Source organism: Flexivirga alba (assembly GCF_042661025.1).
GTDB classification, from domain to species: Bacteria; Actinomycetota; Actinomycetes; order Actinomycetales; family Dermatophilaceae; genus Flexivirga; species Flexivirga alba.
Genome location: NZ_JBHSWH010000001.1, coordinates 3,045,415 through 3,065,628, shown reverse-complemented (window position 1 = coordinate 3,065,628; position 20,214 = coordinate 3,045,415). Strand labels below are relative to the sequence as shown.

Genomic DNA, 20,214 nt, shown 5'->3' with positions numbered 1-20,214 from the left:
GGTTCAGGCCGCCGACTCGATCGCTTCGTTGGTGAAGGTCAGCTCGCGCTCGAGCGGGTGGAGTACCGTCTGCACTTTGTACATCTGCTCGCCGACGACCCACAGGCCTCGGCCCTTGCCTTGCATGCCCCAGCCGGTGATCAGGGATCGGGCGATGGGGCCCAGGCCGAGGAGCTGTTCGAGTTCGTCGCCGATCGCGTTGTCTTGGCCCATCAGGATCTTGATGTCTGCCAGGTGCATGAGGTCTTTGGCGATCGCGACGGCTTGCGATCCCTGGTCGCCCGCCGACATCGGGTCTGACGGCTTGTGGGCGTTGGCCCACTGGATGTCGCCGTCCGTGCGGGAGAGTCGCAGATCCGCGTCATACGCCTTGACTGCCTCGGGGCCAAGACGGAATTGCTTCCACACCTCGTCGCGGACCACAACTCGCAGGTCTCCGGGGTCGGCCATCTCTCGCATGCCGCGTCCCCACGAGCCGACGCAGGTCAGCGCGATACCCATCGCGTCATCGCCCAGCGGTTCGAGCCGGCGCAGGCTCAGGCTCTGAATGGGGGCTTTCCAGTCGACGTCGATCGTGGTGTGCGCATCGAACATTCCGGCCAATGCACCGGAGACCAGCTGACCGAGGGCGTTGCGCAGCAACCGTGTCTCGTCGAGGAAGTGCCGGTCCGAGCTGTAGCGGCATTCGGCGATCAGTTCCTCGGTCGGGTTGTTCAGCAAATACCAGAGCTCGGGGATGGTGGTTTCCCGCAGCCGCGATGCGCCGGCGCTGTATCCGGTGAGCACCCGCAACGCGTTCTCGACGACATTGCCTTCGTCAGGACCGAATGGCACACGGTCCTCACCGATGCGTTGGGAGCCGACGAGCCCGCGGACCAGGGTGAGCCATCGCCCGAAGATGATCGGGGCACGACGCTGAGCTTCCTCGGCGGACAGTTTCTCCCACCCCTGACCCAGCGGACCGAATGCCAGCGGGTTGATCCGCGCGAACATTCCGGGGCCGATCGCAAACGGCTCCACTCCCAGAGCCAGGCAGAGCTTTTCGTACTCGTCTTTCGGGTCGCCCAGGATCAGCGTGCGGTAGCCGAAGTCCATCATCCGCAGGCAGAAGGCCTTGGTGTTGCCGGACTTTCCGCGGCCCGGTTTGCCGAACTGCATGATGTTGGAGTTGGTGACCGGGACCTCGTCGTCCAGCACCCATCCGAAGGGGTCGGCGAAGAACGAGCCGCCGCTGAGCTGGTCGATACCCATCTGCGCGCCGGTGGGCGGCAGACCCGGTGTCGCCACGAAGGGCCACAGGACCGGCGCCTGGTCCGATGTCATCCGCCAAGCTGTCACGGGTGCCTTGGCTGGCGCCCAGCCTCGGCCGCGGCGTTTGGCTCCGCCGCGGGACGCGTAGTGGAACAGCCGCGGGTCTTTCGGGGTCGGTACCGGCGCGGGGACCCGTGGCAGTTCGTGCCCGAAGTCGTGGAGCAGCCGGGCCATATCGCGGCCGTCTTTGCGGCGTGGTTTCATCATCGCTTCTGCCCCTGAATCGATTGAACGAGAACGGTTTTGAGCGTTGCTCCCTTGCCGTGTTTGATTCGGCCGAAGCGGCGTTGATCGTGCAGCTCGAGTGGTCGAGCCGAGCCGGTGCGCGTGCCAGGTACAGGTCTCATGCGTCCCCCTGCCGGGAAAGGCTGATGCCGAGCGGGACGGTCGAGGCAGCGAAGGCCGCGTCCTGTGCGACGTCGAGACGCAGCGGGGCGAACCCTGCTCGGCGGACCGAGGCGTCCAGCCGACGCCCGTACTCGCTGATCCGTGCGGTCTTGGGTGCTGTCACGGTGCACACGGCGTAGGGACGGATCAGCGCGTTGCCGCGGGCGAGTTTGGTGTCCAGACCGCGCACCTTGGCGGCTTCGTTGCGCTGTCGGGCGCGGGCCTTCACCTTGGCTTTGCTCCGCAGCGCGTCGGCGACGTCGGCCTTCCACTCGGAGTTTCCTTGTTGCCGGTCTGCTTTGGCCTGCCGCACGATCGGGTAGCAGACCATGAAGCTGCGTCGTTCCCCTGGTTCGCCGGGGGTCAGCACCGGTGCCAGGGCTCCCATAACGGCGCCCTTGGTCGGCAGCTTGATGGTGCTCGACACCGAGTTCCACGCGTCGTGGCTGTAGTGCCGCATCGCGGCGTCGGCGCCAGAGGGCCCCGCCATCGCCCAGGGGACGTCGGTGTTCACGTCGTTGTTACGCTCCCCCGCTGCCAGGGCATCGACGACACTCGCTCGGTCGCCAGGGGCGAACCCGGTGCGACATGCCAGCGCCAGCTCCGGGGAATTCAGCCACGCCACGCTAGTCATCGCCATTCCGCCGCGCAGCTGTGACTCGATTTCGGCCATCAGGCTGTACAGGACACGGCATCGACCATCCAGGCCTCCGCCGGTTTCTTTGGCTTCGTTCTTCAATCGCGACTCCGCGACGACGATGGTGCAGAACGCCTCGGTGCGCACTCCAGCCGCGGACAGGCCGGCCTGGAGCTCGTCGTTGATCTGCCGTGCGAGAGTCGGACCGTTGCGGCGGTGTCGTTCCACGTACAGGTCCCGCTCGGCGCCATCGTCAGGCACCGTGCGGATGACGAAGATGATCTCCTCGACGAGTTCAGTACGCATCGCGGCGTCAAGCAGGTCGCTGAGTCCCGTCCCCTGCTGATGCCGTTCGACGGCCTCTTTCAGACCGATCCCGGGGTGTACGACGGCGGCAGTGACAGCCCATGTCTTGGTGGCATGGTCCTGAATCACGGCGACCCGAGCCAGCGACGGGCCCTGTGGCGGACCGTCGTGGATTTGAACGGCCTGGATGACTCCAGGCAGATCGGCGTCCTCGAGGTTGTCGATCTCTCCGGTGACCGCCTTGCTCCGAAATCGTGTCCAGCCCAGGAGGCCGCCGACCGCTGACCGGGTTAGTGCGCCGAACCATCCCACTGCCGACCGGCCGCGCACCGGCGTCACGGTGATGACGAAGAGCGCCACCCACAGCAACGCGAACAGCCCTACGGAGGCCCACGCACCCTTGGACAGTGCCCAGCAAGGTGGGAGCACGGCGACGGCGAGGGTTCCGGCCTGCCACCCGGACAGCCCGAAGAACCAGCCGATCCGATCCCGTGAGTAGTCGTTGTAGATCGTTGCCATTTCAGTTCACTCCTTTTCGCTCACACCGCTACGACGGCCGCTTCACTGGCGCCGCCTCCTGCTGCGCCACCGCCGGCGCCGCCTGATCCGCCGGGCGCGCCGCCCTTCGGACCACCGCCGCCTTGGCCGCCCTTCGACCCGCCGCCTTGTTGGCCTCCGCCTTCGCCGCCTGCTGGCGACGTATTGGGTGGCGCGGGTGGTGTCGGCATTTCCGGTCCTTGGGTGGCTTGCCCGGGGTTGGTCGGGCCCTGTTCTCCATCGGCGCCCTGCCCTGTGGTCGGGTCGCTCTGGGAGGTCGAGCTCGAGGGGTCGTTGGGACCCGCGCCCTGCCCGTTGTCGCCGCCGCCGTCGCCGTCCTTGTGACGGTCCGGGTTTTCGTCCTTGCCGCTGTTGCCGCTGCTCTTCTGCTGCTGCTTCCCGCCGCTGAAGTCCGGGTAGTAGTTGTTGTGTCCGACACCCATTTGGTTCGTCAGATCGGCACCGATCGCGGCGCCCCGGGTGCCGACGGTCTGCATCGCGCCCAGGCCCTTGCCCGCTGCTCCGCCGATGGCTCCACCGATGCTGCCGAGCATGCCGCCGGCGGACTGGAGCATGCCGCCCTCGGCCTTGTTGAACCGGGACGAAGTGGCGTCCTCACCGGATGCTTCTCCCTGCGAGGTGCCGTTCTCGTCCGAGCTGGATGCAGCGCTGGACCCTGCGTCTTCGGCTCCGCCACCACCGCTGAGGAGACCTTGCAGTCCGCCCTGGGCGTCGAGGCCGGCGCGGAGCGCGGCTCCCGAGGTGGTGCCCGGGTCGACGAACGCGAGCAGCTTGAAGAGAGCCAGCGGGCAGAACGTGGAGATGAGGATCAACACCACCCCGGGTACGGCGGTGCCGATCGCCTTCTGGGTGGAGTCGGTGAATCCGGTAGCTACGCCGGTGCTCAGCTTCACCCCGAGGCCCAGGACAAGCACCATGATGACGGGCGAGAAGGCCGCGGCGATGAACCACCGCAACGATTTCCAGAACCACGGCCGGCCGACGTCCGAGACCAGCCCGGCCGCCGAGATCGGCGTGGTCGTCGACAGGACGAGCAGTGCGCCGGCCCGGGTCAGCATCACCAGCAGGTGTCCGATCGCAGCCAGCCAGAGTAGGCAGCCCATGCCGCCGAGAACGGTGGCGACTGTGCCATCGGTGATCGTCTTGGTGCTGATGTCCTGGAAGGGGCTCCAGGCGGACCAGGAGTCGACCTTCAGCAGGGCCAGCATCAAGGCGCGTTGCAGCCCGCCCGCGGCGGCGAGCACTATGACGGCGCCGCCGACCCAGCAGGACCACACGAGCGTGAATTGGCCGGTGCCCACGAGGGCGGTGGCGATGCTCTTGCCATCGCGACGGATCGCGGCCACCCCGAGCTGGATCATCAACATCAGCACAACCAGTGATCCCGCGATCCAGAACGTGTACTGGTAGACCTCCGACGCGGCCCCATTTTCGCTCAGATCGGGGGTCAGGAACGCGTCCATGATGTTCAGGACCAGCCGCAGCATCCATAGCCCGGCGTTCCAGAGGCCGAGCATCGCCATGGTCCATCCACCGGTCACGACCTTGCCGGCTTCGCCGGCGAGCCAGCTGAACGGGTTGGGGACATGCGGCCAACCGATTGCGGGGATCACTGGTCGGACCCCTCGTCTGCGCCGGCCCAAGTCTTCCAGCCGGCCTTGTTGCTGATATCGCTACCTGGCCAGGTCGACGGTGCCGGGTAGGCAAGGGCTCCGGGTGCGATCATCCAGCGGCCGGTGTGCCACTGCATGCGTTCGCAGTAGCCGTATCCCATCTGGGCGTCCTGGGTGATGGTGGCGTGCACTTTCACCAGCACGCACGCCAAGACCCAGTCCGGTCCGTCGCTGCCTTTGATTTGGGCACCAACCGGGGTGACCACCACGGTGCTCGTGGGGTCGAGCGTGCCGCCCATTTGAGCGTCGCCGAGGAACGTTTGGACGTCCTGGGTTAGTGGCCATTTGGCGACGTTCGGGGCGCCGGGCATCGCCCAACCGGCGTGGATGCTGTCGACCTGCTGGATGCTCATGCTTTGCAGTACGACTTGCTCGATGGCGGCCAGTTGGCCGAGCGCGCCCTCCGGAGAGTGCGGGAACCCCGATGGCACTCCCGCCGGCCCCTGTGTGGTGCCCTGCGGGATGTTGACCGTCTTTGCTGCCACGGCGGCCGGCGGCCCTGGTTGCGCTGCCTCTTGGTCGACCGTCAGCATCGGCTCGGCCGCGATTTCGTTGCGGTGAGCCGTGCCGGTGGCGTGCGTGCTGGTATGCGACTTTTTTCCGGTTGAGCCGGAGTCGCCGTGTCCGCCGGACATCGCGCTGGAGATCGCGAAGTAGATCGCAAATCCCAGACCGAGGATCAGAGCAACCCCGGCTGCGACCACGACCCCGAGCACGAACACCAGCCGACGACGGTCCCAGCCAACGGTTCCATCGAGCTGTGCACTCATGTCACACGCAGCCCTTACCGATGACCGCGTTCAGCATTCCGGGCAGCACCAGGTAGGCGATCGCCGCGCCGAAGACGACGCAGATGCCGATGATCGACATCTTGCTCGCGTGTGGCATCGAGAAGACGCGGCCGGCGACGATGCCGCCGACGCCGACGAGCATCCCCAACCCCATGAGAGCGATGACACCCCACATCACGTAGCCGGTGATGTCGTTCATCGCCCCCGTGGCGCCCTTCGGCGCCTTCGGGCAGACCTTGGCCGCCAGAGCGACCGCGTGCACACTCGTCTGACTCATCATTGCGGTGTTCCTTTCGTGGAGTCGTCCAGCAGGCGCTGGGCGAGTTGGTCAGCTGCCGACAGCAGCGGCTTGGGAAGCGGGCTCCCGGTGAGCCCGTCGACGGCCAGGGCGGCCTCTTCGGGGATCTCGAACAGCAGCCCCTGCCGGTCCAGGTCGCGGGTCACGCGCCCGGCCGTGTGCTCGACGCTCTTGGACCACTTCTTGCGGCGCGGTCCGAGGACCGCGGCGCACGAGTGGTCGTTGCCGAGCAGGTCGAGTGCCCCCTCAAGGCGGCGCATGCCGGGCACGGTGGCGGTGGTGGTCAACACCACGTGCTTGGCATCACGGACGAAGTCGCCGATCCAGCCCGGGGTGGTCAGGACCTGGCCGAGCTCCCACCCGATGTCCAGCACGGTGAGCGTCACGGGCCGGTCGGGGGTCGACGGGTACGGGATCTCTTCGGCGGTCGTCAGGACGTCGATGACCCGTTCGAGGAGCACATGGTCACGGCTACCGCGACACCAGGCGCTTTCGTAGGCGCCCAGTTCCGCGGTGCTGGCGGCAGCCAGACCGGAGGAGGTGACTGACGAACACTCCACCACACGGGAGCCGGCCCCGGCGCCGGTGGCGATCGCGACGGCCAGCGTGGTGGCCCCGGAGGATCCTCCGCACCCGAGGACCGGGAGGACGACCTCGGTGGGGTCGGGCTGCCACGGGGTGGTCGTGCGGGCCCGCTGCGGGTCGCCGGTGGGCTGCGGTGCGGGCCGTGTGGTGTTAGCCCGGAATTGTCCGGCCTTCACCGCCACCCATGCGCGTTTGAGCTCGTCGACAGAGACTGCGGGCCGCTCGGCGACTACCTGTGTCATGCGGGCTCACCGCCGAGGGCCGCCCGGCGAAACTCCAGCGCCGCCCGAAGTTCCGGCGCCGACAGGGTCTTGAGCGCGGCCTTGGCGTGCTGCACCTCGTGCAGGCGTGCCATGCAGCCGTCGAGCTGGCGGATGGCTTCTTCTTCGCGGCCGGCCACATCGAACAAGGCCGCGATGTCTGCGGTGCTGCGTCCAGCCTCGTGCTGGGGTTCTTCTTCCGGGGTTTCCGTCGTCTCGGTTACTGTGATCACCTCGACCGACCTAAGGTGCCGATGGTGGTGCTGGCGGTCACTCATGCCGTCGCCTTCCCGTGTCCGCATGCATCGGTCAGGGCGTCGATGCTGCGGCGGGTGCGGCGGCGCAGTGTCCGCACTGAGATCCCCAGCTGGGTGGCAACCTCTTGGTTCAGGCCGTTGGCCATTAGCCCGGCGCCGCTGCGGCCGGTGCGGTTGATCGCTGTCCGGTCGGCCGCCTCGACCAGGCACAGCAGCAGCGACCGGTCAGCGGGGGTGATGACGTCGTGGTCGCATGCCCACTCCAAAAGTTGGAGGAGTTCCTCGGCTGCCGCGGCGTTCGGGTCGGCCGGTCCCTCCATCCAGAACCAATGGGACGGGTCGACCGGGCTGGTGCGCGACCATGTCGGGTCGGTTCGTTCGAGCTGGGAGTGGGCGCCGCATTCGCGCAGTACCCCGGCGCGGGTGTTCAGCAGGATGTTGGCGGAGACCTTTGTCAGCCGGCGCCACGGGAAGGTGCGCACTTCCAGCCACAGCTGTCCGGCGACGACTTGGTCGATCTCCGGGGAGAGCGTGCCCAGCCTGTTCGCCAGTGAGCACACCCCAGGCATCAGCGCCCAGGCGAGGGCGGCGGCCGCCGCGACGTCGTTGCCACCATCGGTGGCGGCCAGTTCCGCCAGGCACAGGAGTAGCTGGTCGCATTCTTCGGTGGTGTGCTGCCGCAGCCAGGACCGCATGGTCGTGGTGTCGGTGGCGGCACTCAGCCTGGAATGTTGTTCGCACCAGCCCGGCCACGCCTGGTCGGCCTGCGCCAGCAGCTCGCTGTTCGGGGAGAGACCGAGGCAGTCTTCAACGCTCATCGCCTGAGTTCCTGTCTGTCGAATCGGACAGACAGAAGGTCCCCAGCGGACGTATCCGGCTACGTGCCTCCAAGGGCACCGTGGCTGGGGAACGCAGGGGGAACGTTGCCCACTACGGCGCGTTGACCTGCACAAACACCCCGTTCCCCCTCTTCCCAAAACTTCTTTCGAGACAGGGTTGCGCCAGGTGGTCGGACGCCACCGACGTGCGCTGTCGTCCGACCCCGAGCCCCCAACGATCCTGTGGCGAGGATCTACCCGCTCACCGGGCGCACCGCACGGCCTGGAGTCCGGCGACGCGCTGTGTGCCGTCCCGGGAGGGTTCTCTGCTGCGGCCGTATCGACGCTGATCGCTAGAAGACCGCGCCGCAGCGATCGGGATCAGACTCGCCCGCGATCCGTGACGACGCGTGTGCCGGGGCGTCGCGCCCGACTTGTTGACAGTCGTCAAACAAGGTGCCCGCCGAGCGCCCCTGCACCGTTGACAACCCGGTGTCAGGTCGCCGCGGCACAATCCACGGCATGAGTTCCTACCCGTGACGATGACCTACTCCCCTGCCCGCGACGGTGCTGGGCAGGTGCCCAACGGCGAGGACCTGGAGCAACTCGTTACCACGGCCCGGGACCTGCGGTCTCTGACCGGATCCGGGAGAAGGCTCTACGAAGACGTGCAGCTGGTCGACGGCGTGGTGCGCTTCAGCATCCGCATGGACCCCGCGCCGGAGTACGGCACTGCGAACATCGCACGTGGTCTGGCCAGCCGCGCGTTCTCTGAAGCCAGGACACCGGGAGAGCTTCGCGCCGGCTCTCGAGCTCCCCGTCTGGGACTTACGCGGTCCGATCAGGACAAGGCCGGGGCGGTCGACCATGGCTGTCGCGCACCCTCAGGACACCATCGCGATGGGCTTCCATCCGATGGTTCTCGTCGACTGAATCTGGAGGACGCGCGCGCTTACCTCATCCGCGGCGGCAGCTGGTCCGGCAGTGGGCAGTCGCCTCGCGAGCCGGCCAGCACTCGATACTGCCGCGTCACGCGCAGCAGGTCCGGCGTCCATCGCTCCTTCAGTTGCCGGCACTCGGCGAGGGTCACGTTCTCACCCCGAACGCTCGACCACGTGACCGGTTCCTCGCGCTCCTGGTCCTCGACGACCTCGATCCGCAAATCCTGGGTCCAGGCCGCAAAGCTCATCATGCGTTGTCCGTACCTGTCTCGTCGCGTCGGTGACACACGCGACAGGGCTCTGTGGTCGGGTCAAGAGTTGTGAGCGGCGAGTTATCTGGCATCGGGTGTGCCAGCGTCGTCTGAGGTCGGGAGACAACTGTGGCGACGAACCAGAGGATATTGACCGGGGACTGCACGACGTGGACGGTGGTCGGTTCTGATCATCACTTGGTGAAGCCTGTTGAGCGATATCTGGAGTTCCTGCGCGCGACAGGGTGTTCACCGAACACGATCAAGGCGTATGCGCGTGGCCTGGCGTTGTGGTGGACGTTCCTCGAAGACCGTGCACAGGACTGGGAGACCGTTGGCGTGGCCGATGTCGGTGCCTTCGCTCACGAGGTACGCCAAGGGCCCGGCCGTGCCCGGGTGAGCGAATCGACTGTCGCGCTGCGGGTGCGGTCAGTGCTGAGTTTCTACCGTTTTCACGCCCACGACGGCGTCACGGTCGCGGACAGCCTCTACGAGAACATCCGGACTCGTCAGCGCGGGTACCTGCCGTTCCTGGAACATATCGCGCGCCGTGACGGTCGCCGTCGCAGCAACGTCCGCGTCCGGGTAGCGAAGCGGGAGGTACCTATCGTGACTCCCCTTCAGGCGTTGGTCCTGCGCGATACCGAATCCACGTACGACGTGACCACTTCGTCGGGTCGGCGATCTGCGTTACCGGCTGCTGTGGGCTTTGCTCGAGGAGACGGGGATGCGTCTGGGTGAGGCTCTGTCGCTTCAACATCGAGACTGGCGAACTGGCACCGGCAGCACAGCGATCGTCGTGGTCGCCGGGCGCGACGATCACCCACACGGTTTGCGGTGCAAGAGCGGATCCCGGAAGGCGCACATCGGATCGGACCTTGACCGGTTGTACGGGGACTGGGTCTGGGCTCTGTGCGAGATGGGCGCCGACGTCGAGGGTGTCAGATCTTTTGTGTAAGTGATCGGTCTTGATCCGGAAGGAAGACTGATGACTGTGACGAAGAAGCCGAAGAAGGACGAGCAGGATCTGGAACCGGAGGCTCGCAAGCTCGGGCGGGCCTTGTTCAGCGAGGACTTCGTGGACGAGATGGTCTCCCGGTCACGGGAGCAGGGTGTGCCGTTGACGGGCAAGGACGGGTTGATAGGCGAGCTGCTCAAGGCCACGCTCGAACGCGGAATGGATGTCGAACTGACTGATCATCTCGGCTACGACAAGCACGAACGTCGTCCCGAGGGCACGACGAATGCACGCAACGGGACCACGCCCAAGACGGTGGCGACCGAGGTCGGCGACGTCACCGTCGATCAGCCGCGGGATCGTGCCGGGTCGTTCGCCTCGGCGCTGGTGCCCAAACACGCCCGCCAATTGGGCGGGCTGGCTGACATGATCATCAGCTTGTACGCCGGCGGGATGACGATCCGCGATATCCGCCACCACCTGGTCTCCACGATCGGCGCTGACTTGTCGCACGACACGATCAGCAACCTGACCGACGCGATCGGCGAGGAGGTCAAAGCCTGGCAGTCGCGCCCGTTGGAGCCGTTCTACCCGGTGATCTACCTGGACGCGTTGATGATCAACATCCGCGACGGCGGGCATGTGTCCCGCCGCGCCGCCCACGTCGCGGTCGGCGTCGACATCGATGGCGTCAAGCACGTGCTGGGCATCTGGATCCAAGCTGCCGAGGGCGCGAAGTTCTGGGCTGGGGTGTGCGCCCAGTTGGCCAACCGTGGCGTCAAGGACGTGCTGATCATCTGCTGCGACGGGCTGAGCGGGCTGCCCGAAGCGATCCAAGCCCAGTGGCCGCACAGTGTCGTGCAAACCTGCACCGTCCACCTGATCCGGGCCTCGATGCGGTTCGTGGCCTACGGCGACTACAAGGCCTTCACTAAGGCGCTGAAGCCGATCTACACCGCGGCCGATGAGGCTGCCGCCAAGGCAGCGCTGGACGAGCTGGCCGCGTCACCGCTGGGGGCCAAGTACCCGGCGGCAGTCGCGACGTGGACATCCGCGTGGGAGCGGTTCACCCCGTTCTTGGACTTCGGGCCGGCCGTGCGGCGGGTCATCTACACCACCAATGCGATCGAGTCGCTGAACTACCAGCTGCGCAAGATCATCAAGAACCGTGGCCAGTTCCCCTCCGACGACGCGGCAATCAAGTTGCTATGGCTCGCGATTCGCAACATCGAGGACAAACGCGATCGTGAACGCGCGAAACAAGCCGGCCGCGGTGCGAAGCGTCAATCAGTGCCCCGCCTGGTCGAAGGAGCTGTCGTGACGAACTGGAAACAAGCGATCAACGAGCTCTTCCTGAGCTACCCCGACCGCGTCGAGCCCTACCTCAACTAACCAACACCGACCGCATCACTTACACAGAAATCTTGACAGGCTCCCGACGTCGACATCGACAACTGGGACACCGCGACACCGACCTGGTCGAGCAAGCGCTGCGACGTGCCGTCACTTTCCGCGACCCGGCCACAGGTCCTACCGCGAAGGTCATTTTCCACGCCGACCGCGGCTGCCAGTACACCTCTACTCAGCTCGCGGACGTCGCTGAGGAGGTCGACGTACGCCTGTCCGTGGGCCGGACCGGAGTCTGTTGGGACAACGCGCAGCAGGAATCGTTCTGGTCCACGTTGAAAACTGAGTATTACCAGCGACACTCGTTCGACACGCACACCGAAGCGATCACCGCGGTCAGCACCTGGATCGAGACCGTGTACAACCGCCGCCGACGGCACAGCGCACTCGGACAGATCAGCCCGATAGCCTTCGAAGACACGCTCATCAACGCGGCCGACAAAGCCGCTTAACCGATGTCCACGAAACGGGGTCAACCCCAACACCGATCGGCGCGGTCTTGAGCGGTTGAGCTCCTCACGGGGAAACATGCGACAAGATGGCTGGCGTGAGTCAGTGGCTAGATGAAGCGGTTGCCATCTTCGGGGAGGCCTGCCGACTGAAATTGGCTGGTCCAGGCGATCGCGAGGCTGCGATCCGGACACCTCTGGAAGGACTACTCAGCGCAGCCGGGCACGCGCTGAAGGTTCCGGCCGTCTTCCACGACGAGGTGCGCGATCCCACGCGACGAGTCCGCCCGGACTACGGCGTAGCGGTCGCAGGTGCAATGACCGGATACGTGGAGGTCAAAGCTCCCGGACGATCGATCGACCCAGCGACGTTCAGCGGCCACGACCAGACCCAATGGGACCGGCAGAAGGACCTGCCGAATTTGCTCTACACGAACGGCACATCGTGGCGGCTATACGTCGACGGTGAGCTGCGCGGCGAACCAGTGGAGTGCGACGGAGACCTCGACACCTCCGGAAACGGGCTGACTGCTCCCCCAGCCCTGGAGAAGCTACTCACAGACTTTCTGCGCTGGAAACCGGCGCCCATCACATCCGTTGGGGCTCTCGTACGCGCGGTTGCTCCACTAACACGATTGCTGCGCGGAGAAGTACTCGATCAGCTGCGAACCGAGCGCGAAGCGGTCGCCGGCGGAGCCAGCCAGCGCACCCAGCCGTTCGCAGGCCTTGCCAGAGACTGGAGGGCCCTGCTGTTCCCCACCGCGTCGGATGAGGTCTTCGCTGATGGCTATGCGCAGACAGTGACATTCGCACTGCTGCTGGCCCGAACCGAAGAAATCGAGCTCGCCGGCCGATCACTACACGAGGTCGGCGCCGACCTGGGTGTCGACCATTCTCTAATGGGCAAAGCGCTGCAGTTGCTCACCGACGACGTCGCAGCAGACTTCAAAGTCACTCTGGACCTGCTCGTGCGCGTCGTGGGCGCGGTCGACTGGAAGCGCGTCCGGAAGGGCAAACGAGACACCTACCTGCACCTATACGAGAACTTCCTCGGGCACTACGACCCAGCGCTGCGCCAGGAATCAGGCTCCTACTACACCCCTCGCGACATCGTCGATCACATGGTGCGCCTGGCCGAAGAGGCGATCGTCGACAACCTGGGACACGCCTCCGGGTTTATGGACCCATCCGTTGTCGTGGTCGATCCCGCGATGGGCACCGGAACCTACCTACACACCATCATCGACCGCACCATCGAGCAGATCACCGACGCGGACGGCCCCGGTGCAGTCCCCGGCGGGATCAGTGAGGTCGCCAAGCGCCTCTATGGATTCGAGATCCAGATGGGTCCCTATGCGGTCGCCGAACTGCGTGCGGCGGACCTCTTGGCCCGCCATGGTGCGCCGACCGGAGCGATCGGCGGCCTCTATGTCACCGACACCCTTGACGACCCTGATGCCAAGCAGCAGTCCCTGAGTTACGCACTGCAGCTGATCGCTGAGTCGCGACGACGGGCAAACAAGGTCAAGGCTCGGCAAGAGGTCACGGTCGTGATCGGGAATCCGCCCTATCGGGAACGAGCTGATGGCGATGGCGGCTGGGTAGAGAGCGGCAGCACCGCGACGGCGCGCGGCCGCAACGCCGAGCGCCCGATCCTGGACGACTTCCGCGAGCCAGGCAACGGCCAGAACGAGTACGTGCTGAAGAACCTCTACATCTACTTCTGGCGATGGGCGACCTGGAAGGTGTTCGAGTCCACCCCAACTGATGACGCCGGGGTGGTCTGCTTCATCACCACCGCCGGTTATCTGCGTGGCCCCGGATTCAAAGGCATGCGCCGCTACTTGCGTCAATGGGCTACCCGTGGGTGGGTGATCGACCTGACCCCCGAGGGACAGACACCCGACGTGGCCACCCTCGTGTTCCCCGGAGTCCGTCAACCATTGGCCATCGCGCTGTTCGTCCGCACACCGAACAACGATCAGTCAGCCCCGGCGCGTATTTCATACCGCACCGTGACTGGTCGGCGAGCCGACAAGTTCCAGGCACTGTCAGCGATTCGCCTGGGCGATGACGGCTGGCGGAACTCCCGTAGCGACTGGACCGCCACCCTGACACCCGCAGCAGCCGGCGACTGGGACACCTACCCGGCCCTCAACGATCTCTTCCCGTGGGTGTCACCCGGCGTCAAACCGAACCGAACATGGGTTTACTCCCCAGCGGCCGATCTGTTGCAGAAGCGCTGGTCACGGCTGATCGGTGAAACGTCCGCAGCGACAAAGGAAAAGCTCTTCAAGCAGAGCAGAGACTCCTCCCCCACGCGGACCAAGACGCCTCTGCCCGGAGTCGACCCTCACGAACCCGCGCAGCCGTTGACCGCAGCATCGACGATCTGCCCGGATCCGGTGCGAATAGCGCGCCGATCGTTCGACCGACAGTGGATCATCCCCGATTCGAGAGTGCTCGATCAACCCAGGCCATCCCTGTGGGCGGCGCTTAACGACGACCAGGTGTTCGTCGTCGAGCAGCACTCGAAGGTGATCTCAACTGGCCCGGGCGTGGTGTTCAGCGCACTCCTCCCGGACATGGACTGCTTCAAAGGCTCCGAAGGCGGGCGAGTCCTCCCCTGCTCCATCCAGACGGGACCGCGAACATCGCACCCGGATTCCTCGCCGCATGGGGTGCGACGCTCGACCGGATCCTTACCCCAAGCAACGTCCTGGCGTATGTCGCCGCCGTGACCGCACATCCAGGATTCACGGCCCAGTTCACCGACGAACTGACAACACCAGGCATCCGGGTACCGATGACCGGCGACCCCGCCTTGTTCGAGCAGGCCGTCGCCTTGGGCGAGCAGGTCCTCTGGGCACATACCTACGGCACCGCCAGCACCGGGAACGGGCGACCTGCCGACGAGATCAGGTACCCCAAGGGAGATCCGCGGCAACCGCTGTGCGCCGCCGATGGTGGCAACGGCCTCCCCGACGAGGCGAACTACGACAGTGACACACAAACCGTGACGCTCGGCCCCAAGTCCTTCGCGCCCGTCACCGCGGCGGTCTGGGAATACGACGTCGGCGGCATGAACGTCATCAAGTCGTGGGTGAAGTACCGCAAGAGGATCCCGGGCGGCCGTAAGAGCTCACCTCTGGACGGCATGCATGCCGACAGATGGCAAGCCTCCTGGACCCGAGAGTTCATCGACCTACTCACCGTCTTGGACCGGTTGACTCGCCTGGAACCCGACCAGGCCGAGCTCCAAACAAGCATCCTCACCGGCACTTTGGTCACCAGAGACGAACTGCGTGCGGCAGGAACCCAATGGCCGCAGGCCAAGAAAGACACTGCGCCACGCATGCCCGTCATAGCCACCGCCGGGCAACTCAGCATCGGGCCGTAGACCTACCCTCCCGGGGCACACGCATCTACCCCGCGTTAGGGCCTGAAGCACCCTGCAGCTGCTCGGCCTCGAACGGTTCGGCGGCCATCAGCTGGCCGCACGATCCGGGTTGAGCCATTCGTGGTTACGGATGATCGTCTCGGTCCGCTCGGACAGTTCTACGGGTGCCCCACCGTCGTCTGACCGGTTGCAGACCTCGTCGCGCAGGATTCTTTCGGCGTCGGCTCGGTGGCCTTCGGCCTCGAAGACTGCGACTAGGTCGAGCTTGGCGATCTCCGAGTCGGGTGCGACGGCGGTGGCGATCTCGGCTGCCGCCCTGGCACGGACGAGGTCGCCGGATTCCAAGCATGAGGTGGTGACCATGTGCGCGACGTCGACGATGGCGGCGTTCATGTGGTGATCGATCCGGTCGCCACCGGCCAGCCACTCTCCGCCGCCCGGGCGCATCTGATCGAAGGGGCGTCCGTCGACCAGCTGGAGGGCGCGCAGTAGATCGGCGATGCCCTCGCTCCCGCCGCGGGCCTCACCGCGGGCGCGCAACCTGCGGAACAGGTCGATGTCAACCAGGATGTCCTCGACCTCGTACACCCCGACGCCGCGGCATTTGGCTGCTGCGGATTCGCGCGCGTTCGGCAAGTGCTTGTTGCCGGTGCGTGGGTTCACCCCAAGCCAGTCGCGCACCATCTTGATGTCACTGCGGGCCCGTCCCTCGGTGAGGTTGAACGCCTCAGCCAACTGGGCCGGGGTCGCACCGTAGGGCCGTGTTGCCAGGTACGCCAGTAGCTCGGTGGCGTAGGGCTTGCGCTTGGCCACGGCCACGGCTGAGCCGTGCGTTCGAGCGTGGATCGGGCCTAGCAGGGTCAGACGCGGCAAAGGACAGTCGTCGTTGAACCAGGCCGTGACGTCGTCGTCGAGGGTGGGGTCGGCGGCTTCGATGTCTGCCCGGACCTGGGCCGGGACCTGTGGGGCCAGCGCCTTCAGGTCTTCTTCGGTCGTCGCGGCCGCAGCGACGTAGTCGGCGTCCTCGGCGTCCAGCACACTCTCGGTTGTCTCGTCGTCGCGGTCCTCCCGTGGTTTGGTGTGCTCCTCGCGCAGCGCGCCGGCCTCGTTGGTGAACGACCGCCACCCCTCAGTGGCGTCCTGGTCGACCGGGATCTCGACGTCGTCGAGGACCTCGCTGTTCGCGAACAGCGTGGCGCAGCCCTTGGCCTCGTCGGCGGTCAGTCCGACCGCTATCAGGTCCAGGCCGGCGCGAGGCATCGTCAGCCGCCCGGTGGAGCTGAGGTTGAGCACGGTTCCAGTCGGGGGTTCTTCGCTCTGAGTGGCTGACACGACGATCGCGGTGCCGGTCTTTCCGCTGTGCTGCTCGACCAGGTCGAGCAGCTGGTCGACGACCTTCCGATCCGCAGTCCGATCGGCGTCGACCAGCAGAAGCCGGGCTGGCCACACGTCGTCGTCGGCTTTGCCGCCGCGGCCGGTTGCCACGTCGACCTGGTGAGCTTCGGCCCGGTCGATCATCGCTACGGCGTCGGCAACGGCCTCGACGGCAGCGTCGCCGGACGCGTCGTGGTAGCGGACCCGCTCGGGGTTCAACCCGGCGACTTCGCTGGCAACGCCGATGCAGTCGACCGTGACGCCGGCCGACCACGGGTTGAGCGCGAGTTCTGCCGCGAGGTACCGGGCGAAGTCGTGCGCGTAGATGGTGTCTCCGGTCAGGTTGATCGCGGCGAGGTCCTCGCAGTTGAGCAGCCACACGTGGTCGTCGGCGCTGGAACCGATGGTGACCAGGAGCGGATAGGGCGCCGGCTGGTCCTGGTCCAGGTTCGCGGGCACACCGGCAAGGCCCTCAGCCGGGCACACCCAGTGCAGCTGATCGTCGGTGCCTTCCCATGGCTCGGGCAGGGAGCTCGGGCTGCTCAGGTGCAGCACGATCTGTGTGGTGCCGAGTTCAACCGCGGCGACCGGCGGCAGTGCCAACCCGGCGTCTGTGGCGTGGGCCGCCAGACTCCGCAGCAGCGTGTCCATCTGCTCGACCGTGGGAGCCGACGTCGCACCGACAGCGGTGATGGTCTTCTCGACCGGTGCCAGCTCGGGCTCCGGTACGGCGATCGTGCGCCCCGGGCGGCGGGCTCGGAACTGGGTGCGACGACGCCGGCGCAGCGTGAGCCACGCCGACCCCGCCAGGATCGCGCCGGCGCCTGTGAGCCCAGTCAGCATCCAGGGCGCGCTGCTCGCATGCTGTTGGTCCAGTTGGACGTCGTGCGGCACGGTCTGCTCTTCCGCGGACTGTGCCGGCGTCGGCGTGCTGTGGGTTTGCGACGGCGTTGGGGTTTCGTGCGTTGCCTTCGGCGGGGGCACCTGGTGGGTAGGAGCCGGAACCGCAGGTGGTGTCGCCGGTGCACTGTGTTTCGGTGCGGGCACATTCTTCGGCGTCGGATGTTTGGTGATCGCCGGCTTGACGTGATCGCTGCCCGTCGAGCCAGGGATGACCAGCGTCCATCCAGCGCCGATCTGGTTGGGGTTGGTCAGGTGAGTGCCGCCCGGCTGCACGATCGCCTTCGAGGCCGCTTCGATTTCGGGGTATCGGCTGGCGTCGCCGAGTTGCTTTTGCGCGATCCCGGACAAGGTCTGCCCGGCGTGCACAGTCACGGTGTGCTCGCCGGTTGACGTCCGTCGCGCGGGTGCCGGCAGGTGGAGGATCCAGCCGGGCTTCAAGAAGCCTGGCTTGTTGCCCAACAAGTCGTGATTCAACGCGGCGATCTCGGTGTATCGCTCGCCCGAACCCAAGTGGTCTCGGGCGATGGACCACAAGGTTTCTCCGGGCTGCACCGTGTGTTTGACCGTGTGGGTGGCTGCCTGCTTGGTGGCCTGCCGGCCGTGCGCCGTGTCTTTGGTCTCGGGGGCTGCCTTGCTGCCGCCGGTGTGGGCGCTGGCGGAGGCTGTCACGCTCTGGGTCGCAGGCAGCGGGGCGGCGTTGGCCAGCTGGGCGGTGACGGGCGAGGCAGTGAACAGCAGAATGGCCATACCGACCATGCCCTTGGCGGCCGACTGCGGCATGTGCAGCCCAGGCAGGTACGGTGCTCGGACTCCTCGGGCGCGGGCGACAATTTCCAGCACGATCGACACCGTGAGGAACGCCCAGGCCAGCCAGGCGATGACTTTCACCGCGGACAAGGCGAGGGTGCCGTCGTCGGGGTTGGTCAACGCGGTCTTGACGCCGTCGAGCGTCGGCACCGACAGGTGCGCCGGGTTGGCTCCCACGGCAAGCAGCACCAGGGGCAGCCCGATGATGATGCCCAGCATGAGCACGGTGGCGAACAGTCCGGCGAGCCGGGCGCGGATGCCTCTCATCGGGCTACTCCATTCTGCGCGCGGATAAGACGCGCGCTGCTGTGGCCGGTGACGTGCAGGCTCCCGATCCCCATGACCGACAGGAACCTGGTCTGATAATTCTCCGAGGTTGTCACCACCAGGGTGTCGTCGCTCGTCACCACGACCGTGCCGTCGACGCCCGCTGCTGCCAGGTAACTGCGGGCAGCGGCGGCCGCGGCATTGGTGTCAATCTGAGCGTCTTGGCCTTCGACGGCCGGCCCACCGAGGACCTGCTCACCACCAGCCCGCGCCGCTTGCCCGGCCACATCACGGGCGCGTTGCTGAGCAGCGACCTGCCCGCCGAGGTCGACGGCCAGACCTACGAGCACGATCATCACGAAGGCAGCGGCAGCCATGAAGATGCTTATCGAACCGCGTTCGCGCTCGAGTTCTCGATATTGCTTCTTGTCTGCCTGCATCACCGTCTCTCCCGGTAGGTATCGAGCGGGCTGGTCATCGTTTCGGTGATCGTCATTGACCCCGGGACACCGGGCACGGACAGATCTGACAAGTCGATCGTGCAGCGGACGGTCGCCCGGATGGTGGCCGGTGTACCCACTGGGGCGGCGAAACCGGAGGCATCGACGTCGACGTGTTGCGCAATGCAGTGCAGGCCTTGTGATGTCAGGCTTGCCGCCGCACCACTGGTGCCGCTGCCTTGCGCGGCGCCTTCGGTGCGTTCCAGCGATGCTGTCCTGGCGGCTTCTGCGGCCGCCGACTGCACCGCCTGGTGCGCCATCGCGACGCGGCCACCGAAGATCACCAACAGCACGAAAAGCATGAACGCTGGCACCGCAATGGCTGCCTCGATGGCGGCAGAGCCCTCCTCTGGGTCGCACCGATTGCTTAGCCGGTTCATCGGGTGAGTCTCTCCACCGGGACCGTGGCGCTTTGGTGCACGGTGATGGTCCAGCCGGGGATGACGCTCATCGAGGAGCCACTGACGGTGACCGTTGCCTGGTTGCCGGAGCGACTACCGCTGACGTGGACGCCGGCGAGGACATCGCTGCCGCCAGCGTCGCTGACGAAAGAGGCAGCATCGCTGATCCCGGCCCCGGCGGTCCCGTTCTGCGCACCGGCGGTGCGTGCACCCTCTTGTGCCGCGGCGATCGCGACGGACCGTGCATGGAACCAGAGTGCGGCTTGCATGCCCAGGAACATCACCGTGAAGAGCGCAGGCAGGAACACGATCATCTGGATGGAGCTCGAGCCGCGTTCGCGTTCCGCCCCGACTCGGTGGACGAGTCGGGTGCGGAACAGCGTGACGATCCTGGTCATTGGTCCGGTCCGTCTACTTGATGTCGCCGGACTTGCTGCGGACGTAGGCGGTAATGGCTGCCACGGCGATGCCGGCGATCACGATCACCGCAACCGCCCAGACGACGGACTCGATCGAAACCGAGCCCTCCTCCCGGTTGTCACGCATGGTGGTGCGGGCATGGTCGAGGCTGTTCTGCACGCGTGCGCCGAGAGGGTGCAAGGTGGCGATGAGCTGAATCATGGTTGTGCCTTTCTTCTAGTTAGTGGCCGGCGGCCCGGTTTGGTGACGGTTCAG

The 20,214-nt window shown here is 66.3% G+C and carries 17 protein-coding genes and 1 pseudogene; 4 read left to right on the top strand and 14 right to left on the bottom strand.

Annotated features, from left to right (window positions below):
- Nucleotides 1–3 precede the first annotated feature (3 nt).
- From ACFQDH_RS14970 to ACFQDH_RS14930, 9 genes are all read right to left on the bottom strand, one after another.
- Entirely contained in the window at nt 4–1,323 is a 1,320-nt protein-coding gene (locus tag ACFQDH_RS14970) for an ATP-binding protein (protein ID WP_382403175.1), read from the bottom strand.
- A 331-nt stretch (nt 1,324–1,654) separates the two neighbouring features.
- Nucleotides 1,655–3,160: an SCO6880 family protein gene (locus tag ACFQDH_RS14965; protein WP_382403174.1), complete on the bottom strand. Its 1,506-nt coding sequence runs from the start codon at nt 3,158–3,160 to the stop codon at nt 1,655–1,657.
- Nucleotides 3,161–3,180: 20 nt separating this feature from the next.
- Nucleotides 3,181–4,812 (bottom strand): TrbL/VirB6 family protein, encoded by a 1,632-nt coding sequence (locus ACFQDH_RS14960; protein ID WP_382403173.1) that lies wholly within the window; start codon nt 4,810–4,812, stop codon nt 3,181–3,183.
- Complete coding sequence (locus tag ACFQDH_RS14955) at nt 4,809–5,642, bottom strand: hypothetical protein (RefSeq protein ID WP_382403172.1); 834 nt, start codon at nt 5,640–5,642, stop codon at nt 4,809–4,811. The genes ACFQDH_RS14960 and ACFQDH_RS14955 overlap by 4 nt, the downstream gene beginning before the upstream one ends.
- A 1-nt stretch (nt 5,643) precedes the next feature.
- Nucleotides 5,644–5,943, bottom strand: a complete 300-nt coding sequence (locus ACFQDH_RS14950) for a hypothetical protein (RefSeq protein ID WP_382403171.1) — start codon at nt 5,941–5,943, stop codon at nt 5,644–5,646.
- Nucleotides 5,940–6,788: a hypothetical protein gene (locus ACFQDH_RS14945; RefSeq protein WP_382403170.1), complete on the bottom strand. Its 849-nt coding sequence runs from the start codon at nt 6,786–6,788 to the stop codon at nt 5,940–5,942. The genes ACFQDH_RS14950 and ACFQDH_RS14945 overlap by 4 nt, the downstream gene beginning before the upstream one ends.
- The gene (locus ACFQDH_RS14940; protein WP_382403169.1) at nt 6,785–7,084 is read right to left on the bottom strand and encodes a hypothetical protein; all 300 of its coding nucleotides are present in this window, start codon (nt 7,082–7,084) and stop codon (nt 6,785–6,787) included. The genes ACFQDH_RS14945 and ACFQDH_RS14940 overlap by 4 nt, the downstream gene beginning before the upstream one ends.
- On the bottom strand, nt 7,081–7,881 hold the full coding sequence (locus ACFQDH_RS14935; RefSeq protein ID WP_382403168.1) for a hypothetical protein: 801 nt from the start codon (nt 7,879–7,881) through the stop codon (nt 7,081–7,083). The genes ACFQDH_RS14940 and ACFQDH_RS14935 overlap by 4 nt, the downstream gene beginning before the upstream one ends.
- A 952-nt stretch (nt 7,882–8,833) precedes the next feature.
- On the bottom strand, nt 8,834–9,073 hold the full coding sequence (locus tag ACFQDH_RS14930) for a hypothetical protein (protein WP_382403167.1): 240 nt from the start codon (nt 9,071–9,073) through the stop codon (nt 8,834–8,836).
- Between the two features lie 201 nt (nt 9,074–9,274).
- Here ACFQDH_RS14930 and ACFQDH_RS14925 point away from each other — a divergent pair, with 201 nt between their 5' ends.
- From ACFQDH_RS14925 to ACFQDH_RS14910, 4 genes and pseudogenes are all read left to right on the top strand, one after another.
- The gene (locus tag ACFQDH_RS14925) at nt 9,275–9,814 is read left to right on the top strand and encodes a site-specific integrase (RefSeq protein WP_382403166.1); all 540 of its coding nucleotides are present in this window, start codon (nt 9,275–9,277) and stop codon (nt 9,812–9,814) included.
- A 247-nt stretch (nt 9,815–10,061) separates the two neighbouring features.
- Nucleotides 10,062–11,423: an IS256 family transposase gene (locus ACFQDH_RS14920; RefSeq protein WP_382403165.1), complete on the top strand. Its 1,362-nt coding sequence runs from the start codon at nt 10,062–10,064 to the stop codon at nt 11,421–11,423.
- A gap of 32 nt (nt 11,424–11,455) precedes the next feature.
- Nucleotides 11,456–11,890, top strand: a complete 435-nt coding sequence (locus tag ACFQDH_RS14915) for an integrase core domain-containing protein (protein ID WP_382403164.1) — start codon at nt 11,456–11,458, stop codon at nt 11,888–11,890.
- Between the two features lie 86 nt (nt 11,891–11,976).
- Nucleotides 11,977–15,287: pseudogene (locus ACFQDH_RS14910) on the top strand (type ISP restriction/modification enzyme).
- A gap of 87 nt (nt 15,288–15,374) precedes the next feature.
- Here ACFQDH_RS14910 and ACFQDH_RS14905 read toward each other — a convergent pair.
- From ACFQDH_RS14905 to ACFQDH_RS14885, 5 genes are read right to left on the bottom strand one after another with little or no spacing between them, the layout of a single operon-like run.
- A complete protein-coding gene (locus tag ACFQDH_RS14905) occupies nt 15,375–18,638 on the bottom strand; it encodes a LysM peptidoglycan-binding domain-containing protein (RefSeq protein WP_382403163.1) in 3,264 nt (1,087 codons plus the stop codon).
- On the bottom strand, nt 18,635–19,078 hold the full coding sequence (locus ACFQDH_RS14900; protein ID WP_382404873.1) for a TadE/TadG family type IV pilus assembly protein: 444 nt from the start codon (nt 19,076–19,078) through the stop codon (nt 18,635–18,637). The genes ACFQDH_RS14905 and ACFQDH_RS14900 overlap by 4 nt, the downstream gene beginning before the upstream one ends.
- Nucleotides 19,078–19,518, bottom strand: coding sequence for a TadE family protein (locus ACFQDH_RS14895; protein WP_382403162.1), 441 nt, complete (start codon nt 19,516–19,518; stop codon nt 19,078–19,080). Before ACFQDH_RS14895 ends, ACFQDH_RS14900 begins: the two co-directional genes overlap by 1 nt.
- On the bottom strand, nt 19,515–19,937 hold the full coding sequence (locus ACFQDH_RS14890) for a TadE family protein (protein WP_382403161.1): 423 nt from the start codon (nt 19,935–19,937) through the stop codon (nt 19,515–19,517). Before ACFQDH_RS14890 ends, ACFQDH_RS14895 begins: the two co-directional genes overlap by 4 nt.
- 13 nt (nt 19,938–19,950) lie before the next feature.
- Nucleotides 19,951–20,160: a hypothetical protein gene (locus ACFQDH_RS14885; protein WP_382403160.1), complete on the bottom strand. Its 210-nt coding sequence runs from the start codon at nt 20,158–20,160 to the stop codon at nt 19,951–19,953.
- Between the last annotated feature and the right edge of the window lie 54 nt (nt 20,161–20,214).

Excerpts from the sequence above, each read along its gene's own strand:
- ACFQDH_RS14970 (WP_382403175.1), bottom strand. The coding sequence starts at position 1,323 with ATGACATCGGACCAGGCGCCGGTCCTGTGGCCCTTCGTGGCGACACCG.
- ACFQDH_RS14965 (WP_382403174.1), bottom strand. The coding sequence starts at position 3,160 with ATGGCAACGATCTACAACGACTACTCACGGGATCGGATCGGCTGGTTC.
- ACFQDH_RS14955 (WP_382403172.1), bottom strand. The coding sequence starts at position 5,642 with ATGAGTGCACAGCTCGATGGAACCGTTGGCTGGGACCGTCGTCGGCTG.
- ACFQDH_RS14950 (WP_382403171.1), bottom strand. The coding sequence starts at position 5,943 with ATGATGAGTCAGACGAGTGTGCACGCGGTCGCTCTGGCGGCCAAGGTC.
- ACFQDH_RS14945 (WP_382403170.1), bottom strand. The coding sequence starts at position 6,788 with ATGACACAGGTAGTCGCCGAGCGGCCCGCAGTCTCTGTCGACGAGCTC.
- ACFQDH_RS14940 (WP_382403169.1), bottom strand. The coding sequence starts at position 7,084 with ATGAGTGACCGCCAGCACCACCATCGGCACCTTAGGTCGGTCGAGGTG.
- ACFQDH_RS14935 (WP_382403168.1), bottom strand. The coding sequence starts at position 7,881 with ATGAGCGTTGAAGACTGCCTCGGTCTCTCCCCGAACAGCGAGCTGCTG.
- ACFQDH_RS14930 (WP_382403167.1), bottom strand. The coding sequence starts at position 9,073 with ATGATGAGCTTTGCGGCCTGGACCCAGGATTTGCGGATCGAGGTCGTC.
- ACFQDH_RS14920 (WP_382403165.1), top strand. The coding sequence starts at position 10,062 with ATGACTGTGACGAAGAAGCCGAAGAAGGACGAGCAGGATCTGGAACCG.
- ACFQDH_RS14905 (WP_382403163.1), bottom strand. The coding sequence starts at position 18,638 with ATGAGAGGCATCCGCGCCCGGCTCGCCGGACTGTTCGCCACCGTGCTC.
- ACFQDH_RS14900 (WP_382404873.1), bottom strand. The coding sequence starts at position 19,078 with ATGCAGGCAGACAAGAAGCAATATCGAGAACTCGAGCGCGAACGCGGT.
- ACFQDH_RS14895 (WP_382403162.1), bottom strand. The coding sequence starts at position 19,518 with ATGAACCGGCTAAGCAATCGGTGCGACCCAGAGGAGGGCTCTGCCGCC.
- ACFQDH_RS14890 (WP_382403161.1), bottom strand. The coding sequence starts at position 19,937 with ATGACCAGGATCGTCACGCTGTTCCGCACCCGACTCGTCCACCGAGTC.
- ACFQDH_RS14885 (WP_382403160.1), bottom strand. The coding sequence starts at position 20,160 with ATGATTCAGCTCATCGCCACCTTGCACCCTCTCGGCGCACGCGTGCAG.